Annotated in this window: 11 protein-coding genes and 1 pseudogene; 1 reads left to right on the forward strand and 11 read right to left on the reverse strand. The window is 62.0% G+C overall.

What is annotated here, in order from left to right:
• A partial coding sequence (locus AC1D10_RS27240; protein ID WP_477277403.1) for a beta strand repeat-containing protein occupies positions 1–2,977 on the reverse strand: 2,977 nt, incomplete at its 3' end.
• Between the two features lie 323 nt (positions 2,978–3,300).
• Between AC1D10_RS27240 and AC1D10_RS27245 the strand changes: the two genes are divergently transcribed.
• Positions 3,301–4,254: a transglutaminase-like cysteine peptidase gene (locus AC1D10_RS27245; RefSeq protein ID WP_477278132.1), complete on the forward strand. Its 954-nt coding sequence runs from the start codon at positions 3,301–3,303 to the stop codon at positions 4,252–4,254.
• 155 nt (positions 4,255–4,409) lie between these two features.
• Here AC1D10_RS27245 and AC1D10_RS27250 read toward each other — a convergent pair whose 3' ends face one another.
• The 10 genes and pseudogenes from AC1D10_RS27250 to AC1D10_RS27295 form a co-directional block, all read right to left on the reverse strand.
• Positions 4,410–5,045: a ribbon-helix-helix domain-containing protein gene (locus AC1D10_RS27250; RefSeq protein ID WP_477277405.1), complete on the reverse strand. Its 636-nt coding sequence runs from the start codon at positions 5,043–5,045 to the stop codon at positions 4,410–4,412.
• A complete protein-coding gene (locus AC1D10_RS27255) occupies positions 5,035–6,324 on the reverse strand; it encodes an HlyD family type I secretion periplasmic adaptor subunit (RefSeq protein ID WP_477277407.1) in 1,290 nt (429 codons plus the stop codon). Before AC1D10_RS27255 ends, AC1D10_RS27250 begins: the two co-directional genes overlap by 11 nt.
• Before the next feature lie 42 nt (positions 6,325–6,366).
• A complete protein-coding gene (locus AC1D10_RS27260) occupies positions 6,367–8,499 on the reverse strand; it encodes a type I secretion system permease/ATPase (protein WP_477277409.1) in 2,133 nt (710 codons plus the stop codon).
• A 39-nt stretch (positions 8,500–8,538) separates the two neighbouring features.
• The gene (locus AC1D10_RS27265; protein WP_477277411.1) at positions 8,539–9,987 is read right to left on the reverse strand and encodes a TolC family protein; all 1,449 of its coding nucleotides are present in this window, start codon (positions 9,985–9,987) and stop codon (positions 8,539–8,541) included.
• A 487-nt stretch (positions 9,988–10,474) separates the two neighbouring features.
• Positions 10,475–10,951, reverse strand: a complete 477-nt coding sequence (locus AC1D10_RS27270; RefSeq protein WP_477277413.1) for a DUF4189 domain-containing protein — start codon at positions 10,949–10,951, stop codon at positions 10,475–10,477.
• Positions 10,952–10,996: 45 nt separating this feature from the next.
• Complete coding sequence (locus tag AC1D10_RS27275; protein WP_477277415.1) at positions 10,997–11,665, reverse strand: hypothetical protein; 669 nt, start codon at positions 11,663–11,665, stop codon at positions 10,997–10,999.
• A 13-nt stretch (positions 11,666–11,678) separates the two neighbouring features.
• The gene (locus tag AC1D10_RS27280) at positions 11,679–12,254 is read right to left on the reverse strand and encodes an invasion associated locus B family protein (RefSeq protein ID WP_477277417.1); all 576 of its coding nucleotides are present in this window, start codon (positions 12,252–12,254) and stop codon (positions 11,679–11,681) included.
• A 7-nt stretch (positions 12,255–12,261) separates the two neighbouring features.
• Complete coding sequence (locus tag AC1D10_RS27285; RefSeq protein WP_477278134.1) at positions 12,262–16,755, reverse strand: YadA-like family protein; 4,494 nt, start codon at positions 16,753–16,755, stop codon at positions 12,262–12,264.
• A 48-nt stretch (positions 16,756–16,803) separates the two neighbouring features.
• Positions 16,804–17,232 (reverse strand): annotated as a pseudogene (locus tag AC1D10_RS27290) (hypothetical protein); the annotation flags it as partial.
• A gap of 134 nt (positions 17,233–17,366) precedes the next feature.
• Positions 17,367–17,786 (reverse strand): helix-turn-helix domain-containing protein, encoded by a 420-nt coding sequence (locus tag AC1D10_RS27295; RefSeq protein WP_477277419.1) that lies wholly within the window; start codon positions 17,784–17,786, stop codon positions 17,367–17,369.
• Positions 17,787–17,881 lie beyond the last annotated feature (95 nt).

Here is a 17,881-nt window from a genome sequence, read left to right on the forward strand (position 1 = left end):
GATCGACACCGTGAACGCCGTGTGCGATCGACACCGTGAACGCCGTGTGCGTCGCGCCGTCGTTGTACTGGCCCTCGATCGTGCTTCCGACCTGCACCAGCGTGATCGCATGATCGCCCTGTGCCGTCGCAAGTCCGGAGTTCGCCTGTGTCACCGACAGGGCATAGGTCGTCGTTCCGGCGCCGTCGGCGCCATAGCTCGACGAAACCGTCACGATCGCCGCAGCGCTCGTTGCCGTCATCAGCGCCGGGGTCAGCACGCCGTCCGTCGTCGGACCATTGTTCGTCTCGTCAAGCGTCACCGAGCTGCCGACCACCGCGTTGGTGATCGACGGAGCATCATCGTTGAAGGTTATGGTCAGCGTGCCCGGTGCCGTCGAGCCGTCGGCATCGGTGATCACATAGCCGAGGTTGACGGTCGCATTGTTCTCGTCGTTCGGACCCTGGGCCTGAAGCACGTTTTCGAGCAGCGTCACCGTGTAGGCGCCAGTGGCCGGATCGGTCACATGCACCGTGAACAGTTCGCCGCGTGGACCCGTCGCCGTCAGCGTGTCGTTGCCGGCGTTCCAGCTGTAGGTGACGTTCTCCTGGCCGACCGTCCCGTTGGTGCCGTCCAGCGCCGCGAACGAGAAGCCGTTGGAACCGGCGCCGTCGCCGCCGACGCTGCCGCCCAGCGTGCCGTTGTAGGTCGCTTCGCTGGCGCTGAGCGGAACTTCGCCCGCGTTGGCGTCGATGTCGCCCGCCGTGCTTGCCGCATTGCCGCCAGCAAGCCCGTCGTCATCGACCGCCGCCGCCGCCGTGCCGGCCGTCGGATGGTTGGCATCCGTCACCGCAAAGCTGATGCCGGCCGTCGCCTTGTCGCCATCGCCGTCCGTCACAGTATAGGTCGCCGAGGCCGCACCGGCCCCAATGACCGGACTGTTGGCCGTAAATGAATAGCTGCCGTCAGCCTTGACCTTGATGAAGCCGTCGCCGATGTCGATCGCCTGCGAGTAGCCGTCTTGGCCGAACACCAGCGCCGTGGCGCCGATATGCGTCACCGTGGCGCCGTCGGCGCCGGCAGCGAAGTCCAGCGTGCCGGTGATCGTCGCACCCTCAAGAACATTCTGCGAAGCCTCGGCCGTAGCCGTCGGCACGTCGTCGACGATGTTGACCGACAGCGTGCCGTTGACGCTCTGCGCGTCCTGGTCGGTGAGCGTGACGGTGAAGTTCTCGAACAGGCTGTTGGTGCCCTGAACGGGCGCATGCGCCTCGTTGTCGACGAGTGTGTAGGTATAGCTCACCACACCGGTGCCGGCATTGTAGCCGGTCACCGTCAGTGTGTTGCCGAGCGCGGTGGTGAAGGAGCCGGCCGTGAACACGCCATTGGTGATGAAGGCATGATTCTCGATCGCCAGCGAGGCGATGCCGTCGGGCGACGAGATGGTGAACGTGCCGCCCTGGGTGGTGCTCTCCTTTGAACTGTCCGATCCAGCCGATTCGCCCTGTCCGCGGCTGGCCAGGAGATCGTCCTCGTTGACGGTCACGTCGCCGCCACCGGCTGCCGGCGACAAGTCACCGATCGTCGGTGTCGAATTACCGATCGAAATCGTCAATGTCGTGTGCGACAGATCTCCGTCGCCGTCCTTGATCGTGTAGGTGAACACATCCTTGACGCCGCCGGGCGTCCCGGCATCGCGCACATAGCTGTAGGAGCCATCCGCCTGCAGTGTCAGCGTGCCGTAGGTGCCGTGGATCGGCGCGTTCAGTGTGACGCCGCTGTCCAGATCCGCATTCGTCGTGCCGGCGGCCACGCCCGCAACCGTCGCGTCATCGGCACCCTTGGTGTCGGCGCCCGCCGCATTGCCGTCGCTGCCGGCGCCGCTGATCACATTGCCGTCGACCGGCGCGTGCGAACCCGCCGCCACCGCATCGGTGTCGGCAACTGCCGTCGGTGCGTCGTCGATGATATTGATGACAAGATTGCCGTTCGGTGCCGGGTCGCCATTTGCATCCGTAACCGCAACCGGGAAGCTCACATTGGTGGCGTTGCCAGCAGTGTTGTCGAGAAGCGTGTAGGTGTAGTGGATGGTGCCGATGCCGGTCGCCGCATCGTAGACATAACTCGCCGTCAGCGAGCCGGTCGCATCGGTGAAGGTCTGATCCACACCACTCAACGCATGACCGCCGAGCGAAACCACCTGCACGCCGTCCGGCGAGGTGAAGCCGATGTTGCCCGAGGTCGTCTCCGAAGACGCAGCCTCGTTCGAGCCGGCAGGCTCGCCGCCACGCGCCGGCAAGCCGGCCTCGCTGACTGTTGCCGAGCCTATGAGGTCGATCGAGGGGGTGGAATTTTCTTCTTTTTCCGCAACGCCGATTGTCAGTTCGCGCCGTTCCAACAACCCGAACTGCAAGTCTGTCGGGGGCAACAAGGCCGAAAGGCCAAACCCGTCGCCGATACCGCCGGCGGGGATTTCGAAATTCCCGCCTGCGCTGGGGGGCGAACCGCCTGGGCCGGCCGACATGGAACCGTCGGCGCCGAAAGCAACGTCGACATGGCTTGCCTCGAGAGCTGCCAGCAAGGCAACGCGGGGCACCTCGACGTCGCCAATGACGAAGGTCGGCACGTTCAAGGCGCCATCCTTGATCACGATCACCGAGCCGTCGGCCTGTTCGAGCACAAGGTTGTGGCCGTCGACCTTGATGTTGTCGATGGAAACGTTGGACGGTAGCTTTACGATGTTGCTGGCGTCAGCCACATATTCATGCGGTGCCGTCGCTGCCGGTGCGTTTGCTGTCGCCGGCGCTGCCGGCTTGACAGGCGCTCCGCTGCCAACATCGACCGGCACCGGTTCGGCCGCTGCCGGTGCGGGCTGCTGCGCCGAAGTTGCCTGTGCAACCAGGATCTCTCCCGGCGATGCCTGACCGTTATGTTCGCTGGACGCGGAATGCTCGTCCAAGGAACCCGAAAAACTGTCCAACTCGTTATTGTTGATCATTGCTGAAACCCCTCCGGCATTTCCCGGAAGAGACATTGGCCGCTTCTGCTTTGCAACAGTCCCGCAATCCATTTCATATATTCTGATATGCTTAGTTTGGCATTTTTTACACGTGGTAAACTGTGACAATATAACCTGATATATGTCGGCTTCGGTGCGACTTGCTTGGCTGAGGCAAGTCGAAGTTTCTTGGTGAATAGAAGTATAAAATTGAATAAAATTTTATAGAAAATAGACAAAGCCATTTGCGACTAAGTTATCCACCTTCATTTCCAATAATTTGAGACAAGATTGGTAGCGTCCACAGTCAAAAGGTGGGCGTTATGAAAAAAGAAAAATCAGCCCCGGGAAAAACCGGGTTCAAGGTGCTCTTGCTGGCAATCGGTCTCGTCGGCCTGGCAGGACCCTCATTCGCGAATGCCGTTTCCGGGGAGGTCGCCGCTGCCGGCACGCCCCTGGAAAAGCTCCAGGCGCCGCCCTGTCTCGGTGGAGTTTCGCTGTCGAGGCCTCAGCCCTGGCAGCCTGCGGCCCCGTACCGGGTCGGTATGGTTTTCGGCAGTTATGGCCCGGCAGTCCCGGCGGTTGCTGATCGCGGGGATGGCTCGTCAGTGGCGCGAAGCGATGCCGGGATAGATCCGCTGCAGACGGCGTCGATTATTCCCGGCGTATTCGGGTCGGTAGCCTTGTCGATGCGCAATTTTCCCGTCTCGGCTCGCTGGGCACCCGTCTACCGGGCAATCACCAGCTGCTCGGCAGGCAGCGCCTGCGAGCGCAAGAGTGCACCGTTTGCCAGCATGGTCTCAGCCGCTCAGGGCAAGGGGTTCAGCGAGAAGCTATCCTTCGTCAACAGCAGCGTAAACCGCCTGATCGCCTACCGGAAAGACAGTGTTGTCTACGGCAAACTCGACTATTGGGCAAAGCCGTCGGAAATTCTCGAACGGCGAGCCGGCGACTGCGAGGATTTTGCCATTCTCAAGATGACGGCTCTGCTGAGGGCTGGCATTCCAGCGCAAAGCATGGCGCTCGTTGTTCTTCAGGACCGCAAGAGAGGCTTCTTTCACGCAGTGCTGTCGGTGAGCACAGGCAGCGGCACCTTCATTCTCGACAGCCTCAGCAACACCGTCGTGCGCGATAGCGATCTTCCGGACTACGTTCCGCTCTATTCGTTCAGCACGGACCGCGCCTGGATCCACGGCTCAAGACCGGGCGCAGCCCAGATGGCTGACATCAAAGGCGGCTTCGCGACCGTCGCACCGGGCGAAGGTTTTCAGCCATAGGCCTTCCGGCACGATCGTGCGGTGCGTTCAGGTGAAGGGTGGGACGTCTACCCGTGAATGCTGACGCCAAAAGTGCGCAGCGGCTTTGGGACAACGACCTGCATAAAACAAAAGGCGTGAAGCCGTCGATTGGATCCGTTTCAGCGCGACACGCCTTAGCCGCCGAAGACGAACGCCATCAGCAGCTCCGGCTCGAGTACCGGGGCCCGCACCGCATTCAACTGACCTCGGTATCGACGTTCACCGGCGCCGATGACAAAGCCGGTAGCCACCGGCGCTTCGCCATTGGCGTCAAGCCGCGCGAATATGTCGGCAACATTGAGGTCGAGCGCCAGCTTGAGGTCATGGCGCGCTTCGTCGTTTGGGGCTATTGGCAATTGACGCTTGACCAGTTGCTGGAACGGCGCGTTGAACGTCAGGATCTTCTTCGACGATGCCAGGGCAAAGGCTGGTGACGGACAGGCGACCAGTATGGCGTTGATGGTGTTGATCGACGCTAGCCTTCGCAGGGTCAGGTTTTCGTTCCCCAATCCACGCATGCAGGCCACCCTGATCGCAGATGTCAGGTTACCTGTCTGTGCCTGACTTTCGGCGATCTCATCGATGAGCATGCCGATCGTGCACTTCCGGCTTTCGGCCATCTGCTTCAGTGACGCCCAGAAAGCCCGTTCCAAACGGATGCCGCGTCGTATGCCGCCACGCGCCACAACCCGGAATTCCAGCCCAAAATCCTCGGGCGCTACCGGAGGCAGCAACCGCCCGTGACCGGCAGAGTCAGCGCTAGCGCTCACTCATTGCCTCCTGACGCGCCTTGTTGATCGGCTTCAAGAGATAGTTCAGGATCGTCTTGCGTCCGGTCTTGATGTCGACTGAACAGATCATGCCCGGAATGATCGAATAGGCCTTGCCGTCTCTCTCAAGTGTCGATTTATCCGTCGACACGCGCACTTGGTAATAGGGCTCCCCTGTCTTCTGATCGACCAGGCTGTCGGCTGTAATATTGGAGACCTTGCCTTCGATGCCGCCAAAGATCGAGAAATCATAGGCAGTGACTTTGATAAGCGCGTCCTGGTCGGGGCGGATGAACGCGACATCCCGGGGAGACACCCGCGCCTCGACGAGCAACGTTTCCGAGGTTGGCACGATGCCGGCCACGACGGCGCCGGGTTGGACGAAGGCACCGACCGTGTTCAGCTCCAGCGTGTTGACAATCCCGTCCACCGGCGACCGGATATCAGTGCGTGCGACCTTGTCGGTCGCCCCCCTTATGGTTTCGTCCACCACCGAGAGATCGGCCAGCGCCTCCGTCAGGTCGCTCAACGCCTCCTGCTGCAACTGCAGGCCGAGTTCGTTGACCTGAAGCTGGGCTTCCGTGATAGCCCCCTTGGTTTTCTTGATGGTTTCGCCGGCGAGGTTCAACTGCCCCTGCAGTTCGGTCTGCTCGCGCTCGACGCGGATCTGCTCGGTCCTCGCCATCAGCCCCTTCTTGACCATGGAATCGACCAGCGCCTTTTCCTGGTCGCTAACGGCCAGATTCTTGGTCAGGCGATCGAGATTGGCGGTGGCTTCGTCCAATTCATTCTCGCGCTGATCGAGGCGCGACTTGAGAACCGACAGCTTGACTTCGAAGTTTTCGCGGCGCGCAACGAGCAGCTTCTGCTCGTTTTCGCAGATTTCCGGCGCCGTCTTCTGGATCTCGGGGGGACAGGGAAATGACCCTTCGAGATTGCCGCTCTGCTCGAATTGCAGCCGCGCAATGCGCGCCTGCAAGGCCCGCGCCTTGGCCTGCTGCTCGCCAAGGCTGGACGTGTTGAGCGTGTTGTCGAGGCGAATGATGAGATCATTCTTCTTCACGACCTGGCCAATCGTCACTGCGATTTCCTGGACGACACCAGCTTCACTGGCCTGAATGATCTGGGTCTTGGAAGCGGGTATCACCTTGCCGTCGCCCCGTGCGATCTCATCGACTTCGGCAAAGGACGCCCAGGCGACAAAAACGACGAAGAGCGCTCCTATTATGAATATGGACGCCGACGCAAAGAGCGGCGGTCGATCTTCCCTGGCAAGCATTTCCCACGCCCCAACGCATTGGATGCATCAACATTTGTTTTATCAGGCGCTTGTTTTCTGCAACGCCTGTATAACTTGTTCCTTCGGTCCGTCAGCAACGATCTTGCCCTGTTCGATAACGATCAGGCGGTCGGCCAGTTCAAGCATGCTGAAGCGATGTGTGGAGACGATCAGCGTGGTGTCGCGGTCGAAAGCGACCTTGAGCTGCTTTATCAACTGGCGTTCCGATGCGAGATCCATCGAGCCCGATGGTTCATCCAGAAAGACGATTTTCGGTTTGGTCAGCAGCAGGCGTGCGATCGCCACCGTCTGCCTCTGGCCGCCCGAAAGATTGGTACCACGCTCGCCGACATTCATGTCGTAGCCGCGCGGGTGTCGTGAGACGAAATCGTCGACGCCAGCCGCCTTTGCCGCTTCGATGATTTGCTCGTCGGTAGCCTCCGGACAGGCCATCAGGAGATTTTCCTTGATGGTGCCCGAGAACAGGTCGCCAGCCTGCGCAACGATGCCGACGGCGGCGCGAACCTCTGACGGGTGATACTGGCGAACATCAATCCCATCCAGCAGCAGCTCACCGGAGGTCGGCAGGAAAAGCCTGCCGATCAGCCGACCCATCGTCGTCTTTCCCGATCCGATGCGACCGATGATGCCGATCCGCTCTCCCGGCTTCACCGTGAAATTCAGACCGGTCAAGACCTCGTTTTCCGAACCGGGATAGACAAACCCGACATTCCTGAACACCATCGCTCCGTTGCGAATGGGACGGTTGACGAAACCCACCGTGTCCGGTCGATCCTCCGGTTGAGCCATGATCGAGTTCACCATCCTCAACGAGAGCATGGCCTGGCGAAACCGGGACAGCGTGATGGCGATCTGGCCGAGTGGAGCCACGGCCCTGCTCGCCAGCATGACCGTTCCTATGATTGCGCCTGTCGAAACATGCCCTTCCGAGAAGGCGTAAGCGCCGGCCACGACCAGAGCGACGGTCACCAGCTGCTGTATGGACTGGGTTATGTTGCCCGCAGCCGCCGAAAGTTGCTTGATCTTCTCGGACGTGTTGGCAGCGTTCTTGGAGTGCTCCCCCCATTTTCGCAGCAGATACGCCTCGGCGCGCAGCGACTTGATCGTCTCCAGCGTGGAGATGGATTCGACCAGCAGCGCCTGGCGCTGCGAAGCTTCGTTCATTGACGCGGCGACGCGCTTGCCGATACGGCGCTGGGTAATCAAGCCGACGATGACGGACATCACAAAGGCCAACGCTGGTATGATCACCAGCCAGCCGCCTATCGCATAGATGACAAGAAGAAAGACGAAGACGAATGCCGTGTCGATGAACACACTGATGGTGTTCGAGGTGAAGAACTCCCTGACGAACTCATATTGCGTGATCCTGTTTGCATATTCACCGGTCGAGCCGGGACGCGCCGACAGTGACGAGTTCAGCACTTTTTCGAACAGAAGATACGATATCCGAATATCCGCCTTGCGCCCGGCATAGTCGATCAGGGAGGCCCTGGCCGTCTTCAAAAGCAGATCGAACAGGATGACGGCACCAATGCCAATTGCCAGAACCCACAGTGTGGATATTGCCTTGTTCGGCAGAATCCTGTCGTAGACGTTCATCGTGAAGATGGGCGAGGCAATGGCCAGCACATTGATGAAGGTCGCCGCAAGGACGACTTTCGAATAGGTGCGCCAGAAGGCGCCCATCGTCCCCGTCAGCCAATGGCGCCTTTCGATCTTCTGCGCCGAGCCGACCTTCATCCCCTCGGTGGCATTGGCATAGGTGATCGAGAAGGAAGCGCCGCCGCTGATATAGCTGGCGGCCAGCTCGGATCTGCTGATCGCGGTGCGGCCGTTCTCCTGGGGCGCAGTCAGGTATTCGCCCGGCTCAATCTCCGCGAGCAGGGCAACAGGCAGCTGGCTGGCGCGAAACAGAATGGCGGGAAGATCGACGCGTCCGCGCAGGAAATCGCGATGACTGACTTCCTTGACCTCGAGGCCGATACGCTCGGCAAGGTGCCGAATATCCTCTACCTCAATTCGCGTCTCTGAGATCGGCACCCCGGCAAACAGCACTGTCTCAGCGCTCGGCCTGCCGAGATAGCCGGCAACCGCTGAAAAGCAGGCCTTGAATGCCTCCTTGGGGGAGAGGATGTTGGGTTGCTGGTTCACGATATGCCCGTAAGGACCCTCGCTGGACCCTATGCCGTCTTACTTTTTCCTCACTGGCGCGAGGATATCGAAAGGCAGGTCGTTCTTCTGCTCCGATGGCGTCCGCGCATAGGTTTCAGTGTCTGCGGTTTCTGGTGCGTTGAACTCGGCGCGTGCATATGCCGTCGCCTGCTTTGCCGGCTGAAGGTTCATCGTCTTCAGCAACTCGCCTGTCGCCGCGAGCAACCGGTACTGGGCGAAAAGCGATGCGTAGGATGCTGTGTCCGCCAGTGTTGCCGTGTTGAACCGCGTATTCTGTGCGTCAAGCACATCGAGCAGCGAGCGCTGTCCGACTTTGAACTGCTCGCGATAAGACGAAACCAGCTTTTCACTGGAAGCAGCCTGCTGCCTCAGCGTCTTTGCAAGGTCGGCCTGCCTGAAACGGCGATCCCATGACGTGCGAACGGCTTCCTCGATTTCGCGCAGCACCTGGTGATAGGCAAGCCGCTGCTCGCTGGCACGACGGATCTGTTCCTGCTCATTGGCCTTGTCTATGCCGCCTCGATACAGGTTCCAACGCAGCACCAGACGCGCCTGAAGGTCACTGGCGTCCCCGTTGTCGCCGTCAATGTCATACCCACCCCTGGCGCGGCCTTCAGCCAGGACTTCGGGGCCATATTTCGCCCGGGCCGCATCCACCATGGAAGCAGCAGCGGCGATATCGCTGGTGGCCATGTGAACGCGCGGATTGTTCTGCCGCGCCAGGCCCAGCGCGTCATCAAGTGACCTCGGAAGTGCGGCGGCGACGTCTGCGGGCCGCGAAGCGTTGACCAGCGGTTTCCCGACGGTCTTGAAGAAGCGGATCTTGGAGGCTTCCAGTTCTTCGGTCGCCTCCTGCATGCGTGCCTTGGCTGCGAACAGACGCTCCTCGGCCTGCTGCCGATCGGCCTCGTTCAGCGCCCCGCCTGAGATGCCTTGCCGGATGTCGCCAAGTATCGCCTGATGGAAACCCAGATTCTTCTTGGCTTCGGCGACGATCGAAGCCTGCAGCATGTATTCAAGGTAGTCCTGGACGACCGACAGCCCAATGAATTCCGAGCGCTCCAGGACCCGGAAGGACGCTCCGTCGACTCGCGACGCCTGGCGGTTCAATTCCGCTCGCCGCGCTCCGCTGTCAAATAGCTTCTGTGTAACCACCAGATCCGCTTCTGCCGGATAGAGCGAATCGTCCTCTATGGACAGTGCGCGCCGGGACGAATTGTCGAGGCGACGAACTCCAGCCGATGCCTCGACATCGACGCTGGGAAGATAAAGGCCTTTGGCCTGCCGCAGTTCGAACTCGATTGCTTCGCGGTTTTCGATTGCCTGTCCAATCTCGGGATTGGATTCCACCGCAACGGCCATCGCCTCCTTGAGCGTGAGCGCATGAGCACTTCCGCAGGTCAGCATGGTAGCCGTCATCAAAAGACCAAGGCGCTTGCCAATGGTCGAGATGCTTGTCGTATTCATTTAACCCACCCTAACGTTTCCCCAGCACCCTTATCCGCGAGCGCTACAACCAAGCCAAGGCCTGCCCATCGAGAATTACCCACAGTTTCACGAAATGTGTGAGAAATTATTGAATTAGCCTCTGCTAAAAGGGGGATTCAGGCCACAAGGTTGTGAAATGTAGCAAAAATGGCACATAAGCATCGACCCCGCTACGATGGTAATCCAGACCTGCCAAGCGGAGAAAAGGACAAAAAACAGCGGGCAGTGGCCAATGCGGGCAGAATCGCCCGCTATTTGCGACTGAATCCTGAGTTGGCCGCTATAACGGCAGACTTTTCGGAAGATAGATCGGCGCCGAGAACTAGTAGATTTTCATAAACCAAGATGCGCAAATTAACCCGTGGGGACCTTGCCTTGGCGTCCTGAAGCTCGCGTTTCCCACGCAATCCATCATTTCCAACCCGCTTTGCCCACCCGCATGCCGAGATGGCTTTGGCGCCAGGCTTCATGTGCAGACCCACTCGCGGATCTTGCATTTGCCACCTGTCGCCTCGCAGGCCTGCAAGGCGAGGTCTTCCGCTTCCCGGCGGGTCTGAGCAGACTTTGCGCCCCAGGGCGTGAGCCGGTTGGTTGCCTTCTCGGCCACGGCCAGGGCACCACAGTGATTGTAAGGAAAGCCGGTCTGGTCGTCGTCGTCCCAATGACGATGGTTGCGGAACACGGCTACGACGGTGCAGGTCTGTCCGCCCGCGTTCTCACAATACTTGAGAGCGATATCCGATGCCTCTTGCCGCTTGTCGGCGCCCCAGAAGAAGCCGTATTTGACATCGGCAGTGGAATAGGCGATCGCCGCCCAGATGCCTTTTTCCTCCTGAGGCGGAGCCGGCGGCTCCGGTGGTCCTTCCACCAGATCGGCCGAGATGACTTGCCCGGCCCAGAGCAAGGCAATGCCAAGAACAACAGCCAAAGGTCCATATCTCATAGTCAGCAATCCTCTGCGGGAGCCGTCGCCATCAGCTTCGCGTGCTCATTTCGCCGCCGAAGCAACGGAGATCACCACACAGCTGTTGCCCGTCGGCAGGAGAAGGGCCTCCCCCGCGTTTTCGCCAAGCTCGTAGACCTCGACCTGCCCGAGGTGGTCGGTGATCTTGCTGCCCCGCGGAAGAACGGACGGGATGTCGGAACACGGGCTGGCGAACGGCGCCACCCGCACCATTGCCCCCTCGCAACCTGAAGCGGTGGGCGATGCAAAAACGACGCCGGCTGCGGGCCCGCTATATCGTTCCGTCGCATAGTCCATGCCGACAAAGGCCTGAACGGCATGTTTGTCGGCAGCCTGGTCGTTCCATAACGATTTGACGCTGTATTTCGTGCCAGTCGTCAAAATCTGTCCGAGCACCGGAAAGACGGTCGAACAGGCCTGAACACCGGCTTGCTTGACATGCTGGAGGAAAGGCGTGTCCGGAAGCGCCAGCGACGCCGTCGAAGCCTGTGCGGCCGTCGCGCCGCCGACGAGATTGGCGATCGCGGCATAGTTCCCGGCGGCGAAGCCAAGGCCTGCCACCACCAGTCCCAACAGCGAAAATCCGGCGACGCGTGGCCAGCGCCGGCGCGCGGGCTCGACGAGCCTCTGCCGATCCGCCTCGACGGTCGGGCTGCTGCGTTTTGCGGACATGAACTGGTCCTGTTGGCTCATGATGCTGCCCCGGTTATTTGACTGGCGAAAGGGCGTCTGTCAGCCCCTTGAGCGTTGCGGTCACGGTGATCGTCCCACCGTCGACGGTCGAGTAGGAGATCGCCGGCGTCGCATTCTGCGAGATCTGTTGGCGCATGACGGGCCCCACCGGCAACATGCCGACGCAGACCATTTCGTTGCAGCCGTTCAGGTGAACGTCGATCGCCTGGCTTCGCCCCTCGAACTTGAGCGACACCAGGCCGTCGCTCCTGGCGTTCGGCGCGGTGCGCAGGATCATGTACGGCTTGCCGGCCTGCGTGGCGGCGAGCGACCAGCTGAAGGCCATCTTGCCGGATGTGTCCTCGATCACCTGCGAGACATTGCAAACCTTCTTGCGGGCTTTGAGGTTCTCGTCGCAGATCAATGTCCAGTTTTCGAAGGGACGGATGGTGCGCTGGTAGTCCCCCAGTTTTACCTCGGGAGGGACCACCACGTCCGAGGGCTTGATCCTGTATTGCGAGGCAACCTGCCCGACAGCCGGCATGAGGCCGCCGCAGAGCGCCAGGCAAGTCAGTGCGGCAAGGCGGGCATGGCTGGTTTGCCTGTTCATTCCAGCCTCAATTCAAGGTGAAGCTGAGGCCGGCGCCGACACCGACATGTCCACCCGCGGCCGTGCCGGACAGATTGCCGCGGATGCGGCCGTCTTCGCTGGTGTAGCCCGCGCCAAACGCGAAAGCGCCGGCATCCCGCCAGAAGCCGCCACCCGCCGCGACACTCAACTTTCCGGGACGGTCGTCGTAGCGCAGCGAGGCGGCGGCGAGCCCGATTGCGGCCGCTTGCCGCGCTTCGTCGCGTACGCCGCTGATGTCAGAATTGAGCTGGCTGAGCTTCTGGTCCGTGTAATCGTTGGCCTGCTGTAAGGTCGTGACGGCCACTTTGTCGGTGTAGTCGTTGGCCGTGTCGATAGCGTAGGCCACACGGTTGTCGGTATAGCTCTTGGTCTCGGTTATGCCCTGGTTCAACTGGTTGACGTTGACCGCATCGGTGCCGGCAACACCGGGTCCGACATTCGAGATGACCACCGGCGCGTTGACGTCTCCGCCCTGCAGCGTGATGCTGTTCTTTTTGCTGCCATCCGGATTGGTGTCGTAAACCGCGGCATTCTGGGTAAGGTTTCCGACGCCGTCTTTCAGATCCTCGATCGCCGTGTTCGTGGCGAAAAGCTGGGAACCGTTTATCGCGTCGGTGCTGCCGGCGGAAACGCGTCCGGCGGCGACATTCGTGATCGTCCTCTCGGCGCCGGCATCGCCGACGCTGACGGTTCCGACCGGAGCGGTCCCGGCATAGGCGTAGGTCTTGCCGTTGATGGTGGTGCTCGAGGTGCCGACCGCGGCCTGCGTCACCGAGCCGGAACCGAGAGCGACATCGTTGGCATTGTTGGCCTTGGCACCCTCGCCGAGCGCCACGGCGCCTTGCGCACTGGCCGCCGCACCATGCCCGGCGGCCAGGCTGTCGGTGCCACTGGCCACGCTCTCCGGCCCGATCGCGACGCTGTTGGCGCCGCTGGCGGCGGAGTCGGCGAGCGTCGAATTGGCGTGGAAATACTTGATGCCGCCGCCATTGCTGATGTTGGTCAGGGCATTGTCGACGGCCGTGAAACCGTCAGAGACGGTCGAGTAATTGTTGCCCTGGATGGTGTAGGTCGGCCCGGTGATCGAGCCGTCCGGATTGATCGTTGTGCTGCCTCCGAACAGATTGGCAACGTTCTGCGACACGCCGCGAAGCTGAGAGACGTTGACGGCGTCGGTATCGGCCGAGCCGGCGGCGACATTGGTCAGCTTGCGTTCGGCGCCGACGGCGCCGACCGACACCTCGCCGGCCGAGGTTTGCGGGCCTGCCAGCGCATAGGCCGTGTAATTCGCCTGCGCGCCGACAGTTGTGACCGATTGGGCGCCCAGCGCGACGCTGTTGGCGAAGGTGCTTTGGGCGCCGGCGCCGAGCGCCACCGACTGGATACCGGAGGCGGTCGAATTGGTGCCGAGCGCCAGGCCGTCGGCCAGCATCACATGGGCGTTCTGGCCGATGGCCGTGCCACCGGCTGCGGTCTGGTCGACGATCGCGCCATTGCCGATGCCGACGCCATTGTCACCGTTGACGACCGTCGTCGGACCGACAGCGACCGACTCGGCCCCGACCGCGAGCGAGTCGCCAGCCGCCGAATTGGCATGGAAGTATTTCGTCGAGGTGACCGAGACCGCCGCGATCGCGCCCTGCAACTGACGGATCGTCACGGCATCCTGAGCCTGGGTGCCGTCGGCCACGTTGGTGATCTGCCGATAGGCGGTGGAAGTGCCGACCGACACGGCGCCAAGCAAAGTCTTGTCGGTCGTATTGTATTGGATGAAGTTGGAGGGACCGGCGGCAATCTGGCCCGTGGCCGGAGCCAGGGCGCGATCGGAGACCGAACTGGACCCAAGCGCCACGCCGCCGTCAATGCTGGCCTGGCTGTCGCGGCCGAGCGCGAGCCCGCTGACGCCTGTCGCGGTCGCCTGGTAACCGACGGCCGTCGAGCCAACGCCTTGAGCGAAGGAATCGGTCTGCGCCAGTCCGGCCTCGTTGGTGCGGGCGTAGCGGATGCCGACGCCATTGGCGTCGGTATAGGCGGTCGAGGTGTCGCCGGCGATGTTGTTGATCGTGTCGCCGAGATCGGTCACCGAGCCGCCGATGTTGGCAATCGCCGTGGTGTTGGCCGTGACCTGCTGGTTGGTGGCAAAAAGCTGCGAGCCGTTGACCGCATCGGTCGAGCTTCCGTTCAACTGTCCGGCCGCGACATTCTGGACCTGGCGTTCGGCGCCCAGCGAGCCAACCGAGAACGCGCCGGCCGGCGTGGTGCCGGCGAAGGCATAGTTGACGCCTCCGATCGTTGTTCCACCGACGGCGGTCGTTGCGCCCGACGTCGAATTCAACCCAATCGCCACGTCGCCAGCATTGTTGGCCACGGCATTTGGCCCAACCGCGACGGAATCCGTTCCAAGGGCCAGGGAATCCGGCAAGGTCGAGTTGGCGTGGAAATATTTGATGCCACCGCCGACATTGATGTTGTTGACGACGGCGCCGATGGCGTCGACTGCCTGGTTGGTGGCGAAGAGCTGTGAGCCGTTGACCGCGTCGGTCGACAGCGCGCTGATCCGCCCCGCCGCCAAGTTGGTGAGCGTGCGCTCCGCACCGGGCGCGCCGATGCTGACCGTCGAGGTCGGGGTGGTGCCCTGGAAGGCGTAAGTCGTGCCGTTGATCACAGCGCTGGGCGTGCCGACCGCCACGGCGGTCACCGAGCCCGAGCCGAGCGCCACGTCGCCTGAGCTCGCCGCCGCGGTCGCGCCATTGCCGAACGCGACATTGCCCGCAAGGCCGGCAGCGCCCGCGGTCGAGCCGTTGCCCAGCGCCACGGAGCCTTGCCCGATGGCCTTGTTGCTGTTGCCGATGGCGACGGCACCAGCGGCCTGGTTGGCGGCGGTGGCAGTCGCCGTGCCGTCGCTGTTGGCGATGTTGTTGGCGCCGCCGGTGAAGGCGCCGGTGCCACTGGCATAGCTCGGATCGCCGATGGCCACCGCGCCGTCGCCGTAGGCGGTGTTGCCGGCGCCAATGGCCACGGACTTGCCGCCATCGGCAGTCGCGCCCGTACCGATAGCGACGGAGTCGGCGGAGAGCGCAGCGGACTGTAGACCGACCGCGATGGCGTTGGTTGCCGTCGCCTGGCTGTCGCGCCCCATTGCAATGGCGTCGTCCTCAGATGCCGTCACGTCCGTGCCGATGCCGATGGCGTTGTCTCCACTGGCGCTCGTTGCAAAAGTGCTTGAGCCGACATAGACGGCGCCTATCCCGGACGCCCTCGTCCCAGCGCCGAGAGAGATGGAGTTCAGGGCGCTGCTTTGGGCGCCGCGGCCGAGCGCGGTACTGTTGAGTCCGGTGGCGCGGGATTCACGTCCGACGGCAGTGGAATTGTCGGCGCTGGCAACGGTGCCGATGCCGAGAGCAGTGCTGGCGCTTCCGCCGGCGTTGGCGCTGACGCCGGCGGCGAGAGAATTGTCTCCTATCGCGTTCGCTCCGGACCCGAACGAGGAGGCGTTTGCGCCGCTGGCAACGGCCGTGTTGCCAACCGCTGTGCTGGCGGTGCCACTTGCCTTTGAGGTAGTACCCATGGCGATGGCGTCTTGCGCGCTCGCATTGGCTTGCTTGCCGACCGCCGTGCTGTTTGTCGCGCTCGCAGTAGCGCCCAATCCCAGCGCGCTCGCGCTTGCGGCGGTCGCTATGGCGTTGTTGCCGAGTGCGGTAGCGGAGACATCCGTAGCCTGGGCTCCAGAGCCGGCCGCGACCGAGCCGATACCGCTCGACACAGCCGAATTGCCGAGCGCCAGCGCGAATTGGCCCGAGGCCGTAGCGACGTTGCCAAGCGCCGCCGAGTTTGCCGCCGATGCATTTGCCTGGGGACCAACGGCGACAGCATTGGTGCCGGCGGCCTGGGCTTGGAAGCCTACAGCAGCCGAACTGGCGCCGCCGGCCGAGGTACCGATGCCGAGCGCGGTGCTGCCGACCCCGCCGGCGTTGGCGCTGACGCCGGCCGCGAGAGAATTGTCCCCTATCGCATTCGCTCCAGTCCCGAATGAGGAGGCGTTTATGCCGCTGGCAACGGCCTCACGTCCTACAGCAGTGGAATTGGCTCCGCTGGCCTTGGTCCCCCAGCCTGCGGCTGTCGCATAATTGTTGCTGGCCGCAGAGCTGGTGCCGAGGGCAGTGGAGTTCCCTCCCGAAGCAACGGAGAAAGTGCCCAAGGCGTTGGCGCCGGCCCCGGTGGCACTGGCCTGAACGCCGAGCGCGACCGAATTGACGCCGCTTGATATCGTGCCTTGGCCCAACGCCATCGCGCCGCCAGTGCCCGTGGCCTGCGCGTTCAGGCCCAGAGCCACCGAGTATTGTGCCGACGCAACGGATGAACGTCCTATCCCGATGGCGTCGGCCTGAGAGGCTGTAACATCCGTGCCGATGCCGATGGCGCTTGTGGCAGTGGCACCTGTTCCAGCGGCGGTGCGCGCGCCAAGATAGACGGAATTGATCTGGGTCGCGAGCGACTGGAAGCCGATTGCGACGGCATTCTGGCTGCCCGCATTGGCATTGGTGCCTTGGGCGATGGAATCAGCTCCGTTTTGCACCGCTCCAGATCCAATCGCGATACCACGCACCCCGTTCGCCGTCCCGCCGCCGCCGACAAACTGTGCTAATGCCGGCGTGGCGACGCCCGCGAAAGCGATCGCACCCAGCGCCGCCGCCAGAATCCTGCCATTGCCGAGCGCACCAAGCCCATGTCCCTTGCGGCGCATGCCGAGCACGCGATGAGCCATGCGCAGCACCGCCATCAGGCGACGACGAACCGAGCGGGAGCCATGATCGGCACCCGCGATCCAGTGCCCGGCGAAATGCGCCGCACGACGCTGAACAAACGAGCCGCTCGAAATCTGATTGTCGGTCATGGTTCCCTCTCCGCTGGCCGGCATGAAATCGTCAGACAATTCCAGTCCACGGCAGGAAGACATGATTCCTGCACGTAGTATTTCACGAAATTGCTGCCGCGAGAGAAAAAAGCGAAGCAAACTGACGCAGGTTAACGGCTCGTTACCTTAGCCAACGCTTTAACACCAAGTAATCAAATAATGCCGCAACCGGCTTCTCATCTAATCTTCGAGTTAAGCTTGCTCGCTCTCGCCTGCGATGGCGTCACCTGGCGGTATTTTTTCATCACCGTGGTAAAATGGCTCTGGCTTGAAAAGCCGGCCAAATGGGCGATTTCCGCGATCGTCATGCGGCTGTCGGCAAGCAGTCTTTCGGCGAAGTCGAGCCGCAGATCGAGAACGTATTGATGTGGCGGCGCCCCGAACGTCTTGGAGAAAGCCCGCACGAAATGATAGGGCGACAGCCCGCACACAGCAGCCATCTCGCCAAGCACCAGCTTGCGCGAAAAGTTCTCGTTCAGGAATTCCTGCACCTTGCGTGCACTGCGGACGGAAAGCCCACCTTTTACGTTGAGCTGCGGCTGTCGCGCTGTCTCTGTCCCGGAAATCCATCTTGCGGGATCATCATCGCGCCGCATGTCTCGGCCTCCTGATACCTCCCCGATGGACATCAACCTGAGGGTACATTCTCAGTTCCCTCAAGCAAACAATTCGTGATTGATCGAACTGACGA

It is taken from the genome of Mesorhizobium sp. P2_A8 (assembly GCF_056404935.1).

Coding starts and splice junctions, on each gene's coding strand:
- AC1D10_RS27245 (WP_477278132.1), top strand. CDS start 3,301: ATGAAAAAAGAAAAATCAGCCCCGGGAAAAACCGGGTTCAAGGTGCTC.
- AC1D10_RS27255 (WP_477277407.1), bottom strand. CDS start 6,324: ATGCTTGCCAGGGAAGATCGACCGCCGCTCTTTGCGTCGGCGTCCATA.
- AC1D10_RS27265 (WP_477277411.1), bottom strand. CDS start 9,987: ATGAATACGACAAGCATCTCGACCATTGGCAAGCGCCTTGGTCTTTTG.
- AC1D10_RS27270 (WP_477277413.1), bottom strand. CDS start 10,951: ATGAGATATGGACCTTTGGCTGTTGTTCTTGGCATTGCCTTGCTCTGG.
- AC1D10_RS27275 (WP_477277415.1), bottom strand. CDS start 11,665: ATGAGCCAACAGGACCAGTTCATGTCCGCAAAACGCAGCAGCCCGACC.
- AC1D10_RS27280 (WP_477277417.1), bottom strand. CDS start 12,254: ATGAACAGGCAAACCAGCCATGCCCGCCTTGCCGCACTGACTTGCCTG.
- AC1D10_RS27295 (WP_477277419.1), bottom strand. CDS start 17,786: ATGCGGCGCGATGATGATCCCGCAAGATGGATTTCCGGGACAGAGACA.